The organism is Alloalcanivorax sp. C16-2, from assembly GCF_046507615.1.
Taxonomy (GTDB): domain Bacteria; phylum Pseudomonadota; class Gammaproteobacteria; order Pseudomonadales; family Alcanivoracaceae; genus Alloalcanivorax; species Alloalcanivorax marinus_A.
Genome location: NZ_JBKFTL010000003.1, coordinates 197263 through 209177 on the forward strand (window position 1 = coordinate 197263; position 11915 = coordinate 209177).

Consider the following 11915-nt stretch of genomic DNA (forward strand, 5'->3'; position numbering starts at 1 on the left):
TCCTGACGCGGGAGGAAAGCAGGTGACACGACGTCGAGTAGTAGTGACCGGTCTGGGTATGTTGAGTCCCTTGGGGGCGGACGTGGCCAGCACCTGGGAAGGCATTAAGGCCGGGCGCAGCGGCATCCGGCCGATCGAGCATTTCGATACCGAGGCCTTCGCCACCAAATTCGCCGGCCTGGTGCCGGAGTTCGCGCTGGAGGACTATCTGTCCCCGAAGGAAGCGCGCAAGATGGACCTGTTCGTGCAGTACGGCATGATCGCCGCCATTCAGGCGATCCGTGACGCCGGGCTGGAGATGGACAAGGAAAACGGCGAGCGTATCGGCGCCGCCATCGGCTCGGGCATTGGTGGCCTCACCAATATCGAGGAAAATCACGAGAAGCTGCTGGCCTCCGGCCCGCGCAAGCTGTCTCCGTTCTTCGTGCCGAGTACCATCATCAACATGATCGCCGGTAACCTGGCCATCATGTACGGCCTCAAGGGGCCCAACTTCGCCACCGTCACCGCCTGCACCACCGGCACTCACAACATCGGCTTCGCCGCCCAGCAGATTCAGCTCGGCACCGCCGACGTGATGATCGCCGGCGGTGCCGAGAAGGGGTCCACGCCGTTGGGCATGGGGGGCTTCGCCGCCGCCCGCGCGCTCTCCACCCGCAACGATGATCCCCAGGCGGCCAGCCGCCCCTGGGACAAGGACCGTGACGGCTTCGTGCTGGCCGATGGCGCCGGCGCCGTGGTGCTGGAGGAATACGAGCGTGCCAAGGCACGGGGTGCCACCATCTACGGCGAAGTGGCCGGTTTTGGCCTCAGCGACGATGCCTATCACATGACCGCGCCCTCCGAGGATGGCGCCGGGGCGGCCCTGTCCATGGGCAACGCCTTCCGCGACGCCGGCATCGACCCCTCGGAAGTGGGCTACGTGAACGCTCACGCCACTTCCACCAAGGTCGGGGATCTGATCGAGATCCACGCGGTGAAGAAGATCTTTGGCGATCACGCCTACAAGCTGGCCATGAGCTCCACCAAATCCATGGTGGGTCATCTTCTGGGTGCCGCCGGCGCGGTGGAAGCGATCTTCACCCTGCTGGCCATGCGTGACTCCGTGGCGCCGCCCACGATCAACCTGGACAGCCCGGATGAGGGCTGTGACCTGGACCTGGTGGCCAACGAAGCCCAGGCCCGTCCCATCGACGTGGCCCTGTCCAACTCCTTCGGCTTCGGTGGCACCAACGGTTCCCTGCTGTTCCGCAAGGTGTGAACGACACCGTCGCCAGCAATGACCGGGGCCTTGCCTACGGCGATGGCCTGTTCGAGACCCTGCGGGTCTCCGCTGGCGGCGCCACGCCGCTGTGGCCGCGCCACCGGGCGCGGCTGCTGGCCGGCGCCGAGCGTCTCGGCATTCCCGTGGACCGGGACACGGTGGAGCGCTGCCGCGCCGAGGCGCTGGCCGGCGCCACCGGCGCCGGGGTGCTCAAGCTGACCCTGACCCGCGGCCCCGGTGGTCGCGGTTATCTACCCCCGGAATCCCCCACGCCCACGCTGTTCGCCCGTTTCGGCCCATCGCCGGTCTGGTCCCGGGAATGTCGCCATGACGGCCTGGAACTGGGCATTTGTGATACCCGGCTGGGCCTTGATCCGATGGCGGGTTTCAAGCACCTCAACCGTCTGCCGCAGGTGCTGGGTCGCCGCGAGGTGGCCCGCCACGGCTGGCATGAAGGGCTGATGCTCGATGAGTGGGAGCGGCCGGTGGAGGCCACCGCCATGAATCTGTTCGCGCTCCATGGCGACACCCTCTGGACCCCCGCCCTGGAGCGCGCCGGGGTGGCGGGAGTGGCCCGGGAATGGCTGCTGGAGCACGCGGAGCGGCAAGGCTGGTGCATCGATGTGCGTATGAGGCCGCTGTCACATCTGCACGCCGCCGACGCGGTTTTTCTCGCTAACAGTGTTGTGGGCGTGCTGCCGGTGCGTAAACTGGCGCCATGGGTCTGGCCGGTGACTGAACCGGTACGACGATTTCAACGGGATCTGGATCTCCTTTTTCAATAATGCGCCGAAAAATTCGATTGCTCGGGCTACTGGTGCTGTTCATCGTGATCGGCATTCCGGTGGCCGGTTTCTGGGTGAGCAGCTATCTGCACAAGTCGTTGCCATTGGAAGACACCGCGGTGGTGGATGTGCCAAGGGGCGCCACGTTCAGTGGCGTGCTGGCCGCCATGCGCCGCGACGGCTTGCTGGGCGACCCCGGCGAGGCACGTCTGCGCCGCTGGGGCGCGCGGCTGTACAGCGCCTTCACCGGCCTGGATAGCCGTCTCTACGTGGGCGAATACCAGCTTGTCCCCGGTGACTCCCTGCTCACGCTGCTGGAGAAGATTGATCGGGGCGAGGTGATGCAGCGCAGCATTACCCTGGTGGAGGGCTGGACGTTCCGCGAATGGCGGGCCCTGCTGGAAGGGCTGGACGGATTGGAACACGAAACCCGGGGGCTGGAAGAAAGCGAGATCATGGCCCGCCTGGGGCTGCCGGATCAGCACCCGGAGGGCTGGTTCGCGCCGGAAACCTATTTCTATACCCGCGGCACCTCGGACCTGGACCTGCTGCGTCGCGCCCTGCGGCGTCAGCAGGGTATTCTCGACGAGGCGTGGCTGTCCCGGGACGAGGATCTGCCTTACGACGACCCCTACCAGGCGCTGATCATGGCTTCGATCATCGAAAAGGAAACCGCCGTGCCCGATGAGCGTGGTCGCATCGCCGGGGTGTTCATCAACCGGCTGCGCCGGGGCATGCGCCTGCAGACCGATCCGACGGTGATCTACGGCATGGGCGAGGACTACGACGGTAACATCCGTCGCTCCGACCTGCGCCGCGCCACCCCCTACAACACCTATCGTATCAGCGGCCTGCCGCCGACGCCGATTGCCATGCCCGGGCGTGATTCAATCCTCGCGGCGGTGCGCCCGGCGCCCACCGAAGACCTGTACTTCGTGGCCCGGGGCGATGGCAGCCACAAATTTTCCAGAACCCTGGCCGAGCACCAGCGGGCGGTGCGTGAATACCAGTTGCGGCGTCGTTCCGATTACCGCTCGCACCCGGGGCCGTCCCAGTGAGCGGCCGCTTTATCACCCTGGAGGGCGGCGAAGGCGCCGGCAAGAGCTCCAATCTGGAGTGGCTGGCCGAGCGCCTGCGCGCCGCCGGGGTGGCGGTGACCGTGACCCGGGAGCCGGGCGGCACCGAACTGGCGGAGCGAATCCGCGCGGTATTGCTGGACCCGGGGCCCGAGCCGATGGCCGATACCACCGAGCTGCTGCTGGTGTTCGCCGCCCGTGCCCAGCATCTGGCGGCGCGCATCCGACCGGCCCTGGCACGCGGCGATTGGGTGCTGTGCGACCGTTTCATGGACGCCACCTGGGCCTACCAGGGCGCCGGCCGGGGCCTCGACCGCGATGCCATCGCCGCTCTGGAATCCCTGGTGCTGGAGGGGCTCAGCCCGGACCGGACCCTGCTGTTCGATGTGCCGGTGGCCCAGGGCATGGCCCGTGCCGGCAAGCGCTCCAGCCCGGACCGCATCGAGCGCGAAGCGGTGGCTTTCTTCGAGCGGGTGCGGCAATGCTATCTTGATCGGGCGGCGGCGGAGCCGGAGCGGTTCCGGGTGATCGACGCCGGCGCCGACCTTGAAGCGGTGCGCGCGCAACTGGAAACCCATCTTCAGGAGATGCTGCGGTGGCGGTGAGTGAATCCCAGGGCCGGGCACCGATCCAGGTGCCCTGTCCCTGGCACCGGGACGAGATGCAGAGGCTGCTGGACCAGCATGGCCAGGGCCGGCTGCCCCACGCGTTGCTGTTCGCCGGTGCCGCCGGCATTGGCAAGTTCCGCCTGGCCCAGTCGTTGGCCCAGGCGTTGCTCTGCGCGCAGCCCCGGGCCGGGCTCGCCTGTGGCCAGTGCGACGGCTGCCATCTGAGCGCCGCCGGCACCCATCCGGATGCCCAGACCCTGGTGCCGGAAGCCGGTTCCAACGCGATCAAGATCGATCAGGTACGTCGGCTGGTGGAATTCGCCGGCCGCACCGCCCATTACGGTGGTGCCCGGGTGGCGCTGATTGCCCCCGCGGAGGCGCTGAATCGCAGCGCCCAGAATGCCCTTTTGAAGACCCTGGAAGAGCCCGGCGAGGGGCTGGTGCTGATCCTGGTCAGCGACCAGCCCAGCCTGTTGTTGCCGACCATCCGCAGCCGCTGCCAGCAGCGCTATCTGCCTCTGCCGGGCCGCGAAGCGGCGCTGGAGTGGCTTACACCCCAGGTGGGCGAGCGCGACGCGCCGGCCCTGCTCGCCGCCGCCCAGGGCTCCCCGTTGCGGGCCCTGGGGTTACAGGAGGCGGACTGGTTCGCCGCCCGCGAGCAACTGGCCGGCCAGTTACTGGCGGTGGCCCTGGGGCGCGCGTCGCCGGCCCAGGCGGGCCAGGCGCTGGCGGCCCACGATCCCCGGGTGATGGCCGGCGTGCTGTATGGCTGGCTGGCCCGGGCCGCGGTGCTGGCCGCGCTGGGGGAGCAGGGTGGCGATGCCGACCCGGCCACCGTCACCGACCCCAAGGTGGAGCCCCTGCTGCGCCAATTGGCCGCGCAAGTGCCGCCGGCGCGGCTGCTGCGCGCCGCTCACCGGGTCATGGAAGGCCGCCGCCAACTGCTGGCCGGCGCCAACCCCAATAAGGAATTGCTGATGGAGCAGTGGTTGCTGGTGCTGGTGGGCGTTGACGCCTCCGCCAGCGGCTTCTAATCTGCCTGAAACAGAAAAACGGGTGCCCGAGGGCTCCCGCACGGGGGAGACGGACATGAAAATGCCTGGAGGCCGCAGCGGCATCCTGTCGTTGAGCATCAAGGACAAGGCGGCCCTGTATTCCGCTTATATGCCGTTCATCACCAACGGCGGACTCTTTATTCCCACCGACAAGAACTACCAGCTCGGCGAGGAAATCTTTCTGTTGCTCAACGTGATGGATGAGCCGGAGAAGATTCCGGTGGCCGGCAAGGTGGTCTGGATCACCCCCCAGGGCGCCCAGGGCAATCGTACCGCCGGCATCGGCGTGCAGTTCTCCGACCAGGACGATACCGCCCGCCGTACCATCGAGAATCATCTCGCCGGTGCGCTGCAATCGGATCGCCCCACCCATACCATGTGACCCCCCGATAGCGTGTAGAATAGGGCGCTTGTTCAAGTAAGCAGCGGAGACGCCGAGCCCTATGTCCGACACCGCGATCGACCTGGTGGATTCCCATTGCCATCTCGACCGGCTCAACCTGGACGCCTACCAGGGCGACTTCCAGGCCATGATGGCCGCCACCCGCGCCGACGGCATTTCCCACATGCTGTGCATTGGCGTGGACCTGGAAACCTTCCCGCGGGTGCGCGAACTGGCGGAACGCCATGATGACGTTCACGCCACCGTGGGCGTGCACCCTCTCTACAAGGATTCCCGGGAACCGGACGCCGACGAACTGGCGCGCCTGGCGGATCATCCCCGGGTGGTGGCCATCGGCGAGACCGGTCTGGATTATTTCTACGCCAAGGATGAGCGGGAGTGGCAACGCAAGCGTTTCGTGGCGCACATCGAGGCGGCGCGGCGTACCGGCCTGCCGCTGGTGATCCACACCCGGGGCGCCAAGGACGACACCCTGGCGCTGTTGCGCGAGCACGGCGGCGGCGAGGTGCGCGGTGTGCTGCATTGCTTTACCGAGGACACCGACATGGCCGAGCAGGCCATGGCCCTGGGTTTCTACATTTCCATTTCCGGTATCGTCACCTTTCGCAACGCGGAAGCCCTGCGCGAAACCGTGCGTGCGCTGCCGGTGGAGCGACTGCTGATTGAAACCGATTCCCCCTGGCTGGCGCCGGTGCCGTATCGCGGCAAGCCTAACGAGCCGCGTTATGTAGCCCGGGTGGCGGAATGCGTGGCGGAGCTCAAGGACCTGCCGGTGGCCGAGCTGGCCCGCGTTACCCGCGATAACTTCTACACGCTGTTCAGCAAGGCGGCCTCATGAACGATCCCGTGCAACTGGGGTTGGCCGTGGCCCTGGCGGTGGTGCTCACGGCGTTGCTGGCGCTGATCCTGGCGCGGGCGCCGCTGGCCCGGGCGCGCCGCGAGCGCGACCAGGCGCTTCATGACGGCGATGCGCTGCGTCGGGAACTAGAGCGCGAAAGGGAGCGACTGGGGGCGCTGGAAGGACAACTACGGGACACCCAGGACCAGGTTGCCCGGGAGCGCGCCGACAAGGCCCGCCTGGAGGAGAGGCTTACCGGCCAGCGCGACAAACTGGCGTTCCTGGAGCAAAGCCGCGAGCAACTCAAACAGGAGTTCGAGAATCTGTCGGCGAAAATCTTCGAGCACCGCAGCAAGCAGTTCGAGGAGAAGAACCGCCAGGGCCTGGACACGTTGCTCAATCCATTCCGCGAACAACTGGCGGAGTTCCGCCGCCGGGTGGATCAGATCCACAGCGATGATGCCCGTGCCCAGGCGGCGATGACCGAACAGTTGCAGCATCTCAAGAGCCTCAACCAGCAGATGCATCTGGATGCCCGCAATCTCACCGAGGCGCTCAAGGGGCAGGTGAAAACCCAGGGCAACTGGGGCGAGATGATCCTGGAGCGGGTGCTGGAGAGTTCCGGGCTCACCAAGGGCCGTGAATACGACACCCAGGTGGCGCTGAAGAGCGAGGAGGGCGGTCGCCGCCTGCCGGATGCCATCGTCCATCTGCCCGAGGGCAAGGACGTGGTGATCGATGCCAAGGTGTCGCTGGTGGCCTACGAGCGGCTGGTCAGCGCCGAGAACGAGGAAGGCCGCCGCGACAGCCGTGAACAGCATTTACAGTCCCTGCGCGCCCATATCAAGGGCCTCAACATCAAGGACTACGGCAATCTGGAAGGGGTGCGCAGCCTGGATTTCGTGCTGCTGTTCATCCCCGTGGAGGGGGCCTTCATGACCGCCATGGACGCCGACCCGGGTCTGTACACCGAGGCCTACGAACGCAACATCGTGCTGGTCAGCCCCACCACCTTGCTGGTCACGTTGCGCACCATCCAGAACATCTGGCGCTACGAGTATCAGAACCGCAACGCTCTGGACATCGCCAACCGGGCCGGCCTGATTTGCGATCAGATTTCCCGCGTCACCGAAGCCCTCGGTGACGTGGGCGACAAGATCGACAAGGCGCAGCTGTCCTGGGAAACCGCCTACAAGCGTCTCACCGAAGGGCGTGGCAACCTGCTCGGTCAGGCCCACAAACTGCGCGACCTGGGTGCCAAGGCGCGCCGGGCGTTGCCGGAGAAGGTGGACGACGACGACGGCGAAGAGCGCGCCGACGACATCACCGACGCCGGCGACGATTAACGGATTGGGAAACGCGGGCCGGCGCCTCCAGCGGGGCCGCGTCCCCGAAGGGGGACCACACCGGGACGCTCCGTAGCGGCTGTAGGAGCGACCGGGCGGCGCTCCGCATCAGTCGCGATCAGCGGCGGAGTGCCTCGCCATCGCGACTGAAGTCGCTCCTACAGGGCTCCTACGGAGCTGCTTCCTACAGGGCTCCTACGGAGCTGCTATGGGGGCGACCAATCAAAGGCCTTCCAGGAAATCCAGCAGCGTCCGCCGGCGTGGGGCGGGCAGGGCGGTGAAGGCGTCCCGGCTGGCGGCGGCCTCGCCGCCGTGCCAGAGAATCGCCTCCTCCAGGGTGCGCGCCCGGCAGTCGTGCAGATAGCACGCCGGCAGCCCGGCGCGTCGCGCCCGCCCCAGCCCCCACAGCGGCGTCGTGCGCCATTCCCGGCCACCGGCGTGCTGGTCCGGTCGATGGTCGGCCAACCCCTCGCCCAGATCGTGCAGCAGCAAGTCCGTGTACGGTGCCAGCCGTACCGGCTGTCCTTGTTCCCGCCATTCGATGGACGGTTGATGGCAGGCGGCGCAGCCCAGTGCCCGGAACAGGGCGGCGCCGTGGCCGATCGGGTCATGGCCGGCTACCGGCGCCGGCGGCGCCAACCCGGCCACGAACGCCACCAGGGCGGCCAGATCGTCGTCGGCCATCTCCGGCTCGCCGCCGTTCGGCGCCGCCTGGCAGCGCTTCTGTGGCGGCGCGCAGCCCGATTCCGGGCGCCGCGAGGTACTGATGCCCTGCTCATTGATCAGGGCGGCGGCGATCTGGCTTTCCAGATCCGGGTGATTGGCCTTCCAGCCGAAACGCCCCAGGCGTGGTTCGCCGTCCTCGACAATCCAGTTGGGCCGGCCGCGGATACCATCGCCGTCCCGATCCTCGGCGTCGGCCAGGGCCAGCACCACCGCCGCCGGAATCCGCGCCAGGGCACCCACGCCGTCCAGGGCGGCGGCGCCACGCACGGAGAACGCCGCCTCCGGGCCCAGGGGGCCGTGGCTGAGTGCCTGGAATTCATAGTCCGGCGCTTGCCGGCGCCAGTTTTTTCCGTCGGCGTAGCGGCCCTGTTCCGTGCGCCAATGGACGATGACCCGGCCTTCGGCGGGCACGCCGGCCACCGCCAGGGGATTGAAGGTGGTGCCGTAGGCGGTGTGGGGTGCCCAGCCGCCACCGGGCCGGCGCTGGCTAAGCTGTACCACCAGCGCGTTGGGCAAGGGCTCGCCATCGCCGGGCCGCGCGCGCCGGCCGCGCCGGCTGTGGCACTGGTCGCAGGCGGCGGCGTTGAACAGCGGGCCGAGACCATCGCGCAGGGTGGCCGGGGAGGGCGCCGCCACGAAGGCGGTGTTGAAGAACGCCTCCCCCCGGCGCGGGTCCGGCGGTGGCTCGGCGCCCGCCGGCCCGGTCAGCAAGCCGATCAGCGTGCCGGTGAGCAACGGCGCGCATCGGATCGATCGAGGGCGCATCAACGAGGGTCCGGTTGCACCAGCACCCGTAGCCGCTGCCGTGTACCGCCGCTCAGTTGCAGCACATAGTCGTGGTCCGCCTCCAGGCTGTAGGCCACGAATTTGCGCAACGGACGGCAGTCATGGCGGCCTCCGAAGTCCTCCGAGGGTACCCGCTTGCCGTTTTCATCCACCAGGTCCACCCAGCTGGCGTCGTCGATATAGGCGCGATAGGGGCCGGCCTGGTCGGCATGGAACACCAGCGTGGTGGCGTAGGCGCCGTCCGCCAGGGTGTGGCGGCCAGGCTCGGCGACGAACCGGACCCGCGCCTGTGGCTGCAGTGTCACCTGGTAGGCGGTACCGGTGTCCAGGCGCGCCGGGGTGCCGTCCTCCCCGCCGGTCGGGGCCGGCAGGGACGCAGCGGCGAACCGTTCGACCACCGCCTGCTCCGGGGCAGCATAGGTTTCACAACCACTGTTCTCCGCCTGGGCCAGGGCGGCCAGGGGCAGAGGCAGTAGCGCCAGAGCCAGTAATACTTTCATTCCGATCTCCTGAAGGCCGGCCATCAGTAGCGCCAGCGCACCTTGGTGAAGTAAGTGCGGCCCGGCTCGTAGTAACCCTCGTCGTAGGCGTAGAGTTTGTCGCCCAGGTTGTCCACGCCGGCTTCCACCCTCCATTGCGGCAGCGGCCGCCAGGCGGCTTTGAGGCCGGTGGTGACGAAGCCCGCGGTTTGCCGCGTACCGTCGCTGTCGTTGTAGCGTCCGCTGTCGGCGCGGGCACTGGCGGTGAGCGTCCAGGTGTCGCCGAGAAACCAGCTCAGGTAGGTGAAGCCGCTGTGGCGCGGAGTGTCCAATGCCCGCACCTCCGGGTCGGACTTATTGTCCCGGTCCAGGTAGGTGTAGTTCAGGTGGTATTGCCAGGCGCTGCCGATGTTCAGGGTCAGCTCCGCTTCGGCGCCCTGCAGGACCGACTCCGCCACGTTCCGTAATTGCGAACAGGGCGGAGAGGTGCACAGGCCGTTGTCGATGGCGATGCTTTCGATGCTGTCGTCGATTTCATTGCGGAACACGGCTGCGCCCCAGTGCAGCCGGGTATCGGCGCCGACCAGGGCATCGCCGGCCAGCCCGGCTTCCACGCCGGTGCTGGTTTCCGCGTCCAGATCCGGGTTCGGCAGGGCGGACCCCATGCGGAATGAATATCGGTCCTTGATGGTCGGGTAGCGACTGCGTTTGGAGGCGATCAGGCGGCCCTTGAGCCGATCATTGAAGGCATAGAGCGCGCCGGCCTGCAGGTTGACCGCCGAGGTGGAGGCCAGGTCGAACGGCTCGATGGCGCCGTTGACCAGATTGTCCGCCTGCTCGCCGCGCAGCCGGTCATAGCTGACGCCGGCCAGCAGCGTCAGCCGTTCGGTGGCCGCGTAGCGATCCTCCACGCCCACCGACACGGTGCGGTCCTCGAAGCGTTGCTCCGGGTCACCGATGTCGCCCACCTCCCGGTGCACATCGGTTTTGTAGTGCGCGGCCAGGCGCAGGTCGTGCCGCTCGAAAAGATCGGTGGCCAGCTCCACGCTGCCGCCCCAGGAGTAATCGTCGTAGGTGCTGTCGAAGGCGTAGGGCCGGTTCATGGTGCTGTAAGTGGCGTCGTCGTAGGAGCGCAGTGAGTTCTCGAAGCTATCGTAATAGAGCCGTAGTTTGGCCTGCAGATGCTCATGCAGCCGGGTCCTGGAATTGAAGTAGAAGCTTTCCTTGTCGTACCAGGGCCACTGCCAGAAACGCACCCGGGTGTTGGGGTCGTCGCCGGCGTAGGGCGGGGTCTGCTTCTCGCCGTCCTGCTTGTAGTAGCTGAACACGTATTCGTCGGAGGCGTTGGGGGTAAAGCCCAGGCGCAGTGACAGTTTGCGGTCGGTGTACTCCGAATTCTCCCGGCGGCCGCCGTCCTCGTTGGCGGTGGGGTCGAAGTCACCGGCCAGCGGGAAATAATCCTGATCGCGGATCGAGCCGCCCACCTGGGCGTACCAGCGCCCCTGGTTGGTGCCGACGTTGGCATAGCTGTCCCAGGCATTGCGGGAGAAACGATCGTCGAAGCTCATGCCGTAGCCGGCTTCCGCCTCGGTGCCCAGGCGCGGCCGGCGGCCGACCACGTTAATGGCGCCGCCCAGGGTGTTGGGGCCGGCCAGCAGCGAGGTGTAGCCCTTGCTCACCGATATTTCCGCCACGTCGTAGGTGGTCAGGCGGGACAGATCGATGTTGCCGTCATAGGGCACGTACACCGGAATACCATCGATGAATAGCGGCACCTGGCGGGAATCGAAACCGCGCACATTGATCAGCCGCTCGCTGCGGCCGCCCATCATCACGGTGTTGACGCCGGGCAACAGCTCCAGCGCCTGGGAGACGTCGGTGCGGTCGAAGCGCGCCATGTCGTCGGCACTGACGGTTTCCTCGGTGGTGGCGTCGGAGAAGTCGGCCTGGGAGCCGTCGACGACCACCGGTTCCAGGACGCCCAGTTCAAAACGGGAAGGATGTTCATCGGCCCGGGGGGCGGCACACAGCAAGGCCAGCGGCAGACACAGAAAGGCCGCCGGCGGATTCGGTTTTTTCATGGAAGCTCTCGGCTATTCGTTATGCACGGCAGGATATAGCGAAGAGGTCGGCGAGGGCAACCGCCTTGCCAGGCGTGATCAGCGCAGGTCTTTGTTCAGATCCTTTTCGAACTCGTCGGCGAGCGCGCGCAGGGCGGCTTCCATTTCCAGGTAACGCTGGCGCACGCGGCGGCCGGTATCGGTAAGGCGGGCGCCGCCACCGTGTTTGCCGCCGGGGGCGGAATCCACCAGCGGTGAGCGGAAGCAGCGGTTCATGGTATCCACCAGCAACCAGGCCCGCCGGTAGCTCATGCCCATGTCCCGGGCGGCGGCGGAAATCGAGCCGGTACGGTCGATGGCCGCCAGCAGATCCGCCTTGCCGGGGCCAAAGGCGATTTCCTCGTCGCGCATTAGCCGCGCGCGAAGTTTGATGTATTTTTTGCTCGCCATGGATCTCCACCACCGCATTCGTCGAGGGCAGAGTGTAAT

The 11915-nt window shown here is 67.2% G+C and carries 12 protein-coding genes; 8 read left to right on the plus strand and 4 right to left on the minus strand.

All coding sequences use genetic code 11. The features are described 5' to 3' along the window. The first annotated feature begins 22 nt into the window (after positions 1–22). The 8 genes from fabF (at position 23) to ACLD02_RS14570 (ending at position 7375) form a co-directional block, all read left to right on the plus strand. The gene (fabF, locus tag ACLD02_RS14535) at positions 23–1261 is read left to right on the plus strand and encodes a beta-ketoacyl-ACP synthase II (protein WP_203099961.1); all 1239 of its coding nucleotides are present in this window, start codon (positions 23–25) and stop codon (positions 1259–1261) included. Then, complete coding sequence (pabC, locus tag ACLD02_RS14540; RefSeq protein WP_203099959.1) at positions 1258–2049, plus strand: aminodeoxychorismate lyase; 792 nt, start codon at positions 1258–1260, stop codon at positions 2047–2049. The genes fabF and pabC overlap by 4 nt, the downstream gene beginning before the upstream one ends. After that, the gene (gene mltG / locus ACLD02_RS14545) at positions 2049–3107 is read left to right on the plus strand and encodes an endolytic transglycosylase MltG (protein ID WP_203099957.1); all 1059 of its coding nucleotides are present in this window, start codon (positions 2049–2051) and stop codon (positions 3105–3107) included. The genes pabC and mltG overlap by 1 nt, the downstream gene beginning before the upstream one ends. Continuing rightward, positions 3104–3730 carry a dTMP kinase gene (tmk, locus tag ACLD02_RS14550; RefSeq protein WP_203099955.1) on the plus strand — a complete coding sequence of 209 codons (627 nt, stop codon included), beginning with the start codon at positions 3104–3106 and terminating at the stop codon, positions 3728–3730. The genes mltG and tmk overlap by 4 nt, the downstream gene beginning before the upstream one ends. Then, on the plus strand, positions 3721–4767 hold the full coding sequence (locus tag ACLD02_RS14555) for a DNA polymerase III subunit delta' (RefSeq protein WP_410299034.1): 1047 nt from the start codon (positions 3721–3723) through the stop codon (positions 4765–4767). The genes tmk and ACLD02_RS14555 overlap by 10 nt, the downstream gene beginning before the upstream one ends. A 55-nt stretch (positions 4768–4822) precedes the next feature. Further along, positions 4823–5170 (plus strand): PilZ domain-containing protein, encoded by a 348-nt coding sequence (locus tag ACLD02_RS14560; protein ID WP_203099951.1) that lies wholly within the window; start codon positions 4823–4825, stop codon positions 5168–5170. Between the two features lie 61 nt (positions 5171–5231). Beyond that, positions 5232–6029: a TatD family hydrolase gene (locus tag ACLD02_RS14565; protein ID WP_410299035.1), complete on the plus strand. Its 798-nt coding sequence runs from the start codon at positions 5232–5234 to the stop codon at positions 6027–6029. Continuing rightward, positions 6026–7375: a DNA recombination protein RmuC gene (locus tag ACLD02_RS14570; protein ID WP_410299036.1), complete on the plus strand. Its 1350-nt coding sequence runs from the start codon at positions 6026–6028 to the stop codon at positions 7373–7375. Before ACLD02_RS14565 ends, ACLD02_RS14570 begins: the two co-directional genes overlap by 4 nt. 222 nt (positions 7376–7597) lie before the next feature. Here ACLD02_RS14570 and ACLD02_RS14575 read toward each other — a convergent pair whose 3' ends face one another. The 4 genes from ACLD02_RS14575 to ACLD02_RS14590 form a co-directional block, all read right to left on the minus strand. Then, positions 7598–8866, minus strand: coding sequence for a di-heme oxidoredictase family protein (locus tag ACLD02_RS14575; RefSeq protein ID WP_410299037.1), 1269 nt, complete (start codon positions 8864–8866; stop codon positions 7598–7600). Beyond that, positions 8866–9387: a hypothetical protein gene (locus ACLD02_RS14580; protein ID WP_410299038.1), complete on the minus strand. Its 522-nt coding sequence runs from the start codon at positions 9385–9387 to the stop codon at positions 8866–8868. Before ACLD02_RS14580 ends, ACLD02_RS14575 begins: the two co-directional genes overlap by 1 nt. 23 nt (positions 9388–9410) lie before the next feature. After that, positions 9411–11447 carry a TonB-dependent receptor plug domain-containing protein gene (locus tag ACLD02_RS14585; protein ID WP_410299039.1) on the minus strand — a complete coding sequence of 679 codons (2037 nt, stop codon included), beginning with the start codon at positions 11445–11447 and terminating at the stop codon, positions 9411–9413. 78 nt (positions 11448–11525) lie between these two features. After that, positions 11526–11876, minus strand: a complete 351-nt coding sequence (locus ACLD02_RS14590) for a winged helix-turn-helix domain-containing protein (RefSeq protein WP_203099932.1) — start codon at positions 11874–11876, stop codon at positions 11526–11528. Between the last annotated feature and the right edge of the window lie 39 nt (positions 11877–11915).

What these genes read in the sequence shown, in the direction of transcription:
- mltG (WP_203099957.1), top strand. Translation starts at nt 2,049, where the DNA reads ATGCGCCGAAAAATTCGATTGCTCGGGCTACTGGTGCTGTTCATCGTG.
- ACLD02_RS14560 (WP_203099951.1), top strand. Translation starts at nt 4,823, where the DNA reads ATGAAAATGCCTGGAGGCCGCAGCGGCATCCTGTCGTTGAGCATCAAG.
- ACLD02_RS14565 (WP_410299035.1), top strand. Translation starts at nt 5,232, where the DNA reads ATGTCCGACACCGCGATCGACCTGGTGGATTCCCATTGCCATCTCGAC.
- ACLD02_RS14570 (WP_410299036.1), top strand. Translation starts at nt 6,026, where the DNA reads ATGAACGATCCCGTGCAACTGGGGTTGGCCGTGGCCCTGGCGGTGGTG.
- ACLD02_RS14575 (WP_410299037.1), bottom strand. Translation starts at nt 8,866, where the DNA reads ATGCGCCCTCGATCGATCCGATGCGCGCCGTTGCTCACCGGCACGCTG.
- ACLD02_RS14580 (WP_410299038.1), bottom strand. Translation starts at nt 9,387, where the DNA reads ATGAAAGTATTACTGGCTCTGGCGCTACTGCCTCTGCCCCTGGCCGCC.
- ACLD02_RS14585 (WP_410299039.1), bottom strand. Translation starts at nt 11,447, where the DNA reads ATGAAAAAACCGAATCCGCCGGCGGCCTTTCTGTGTCTGCCGCTGGCC.
- ACLD02_RS14590 (WP_203099932.1), bottom strand. Translation starts at nt 11,876, where the DNA reads ATGGCGAGCAAAAAATACATCAAACTTCGCGCGCGGCTAATGCGCGAC.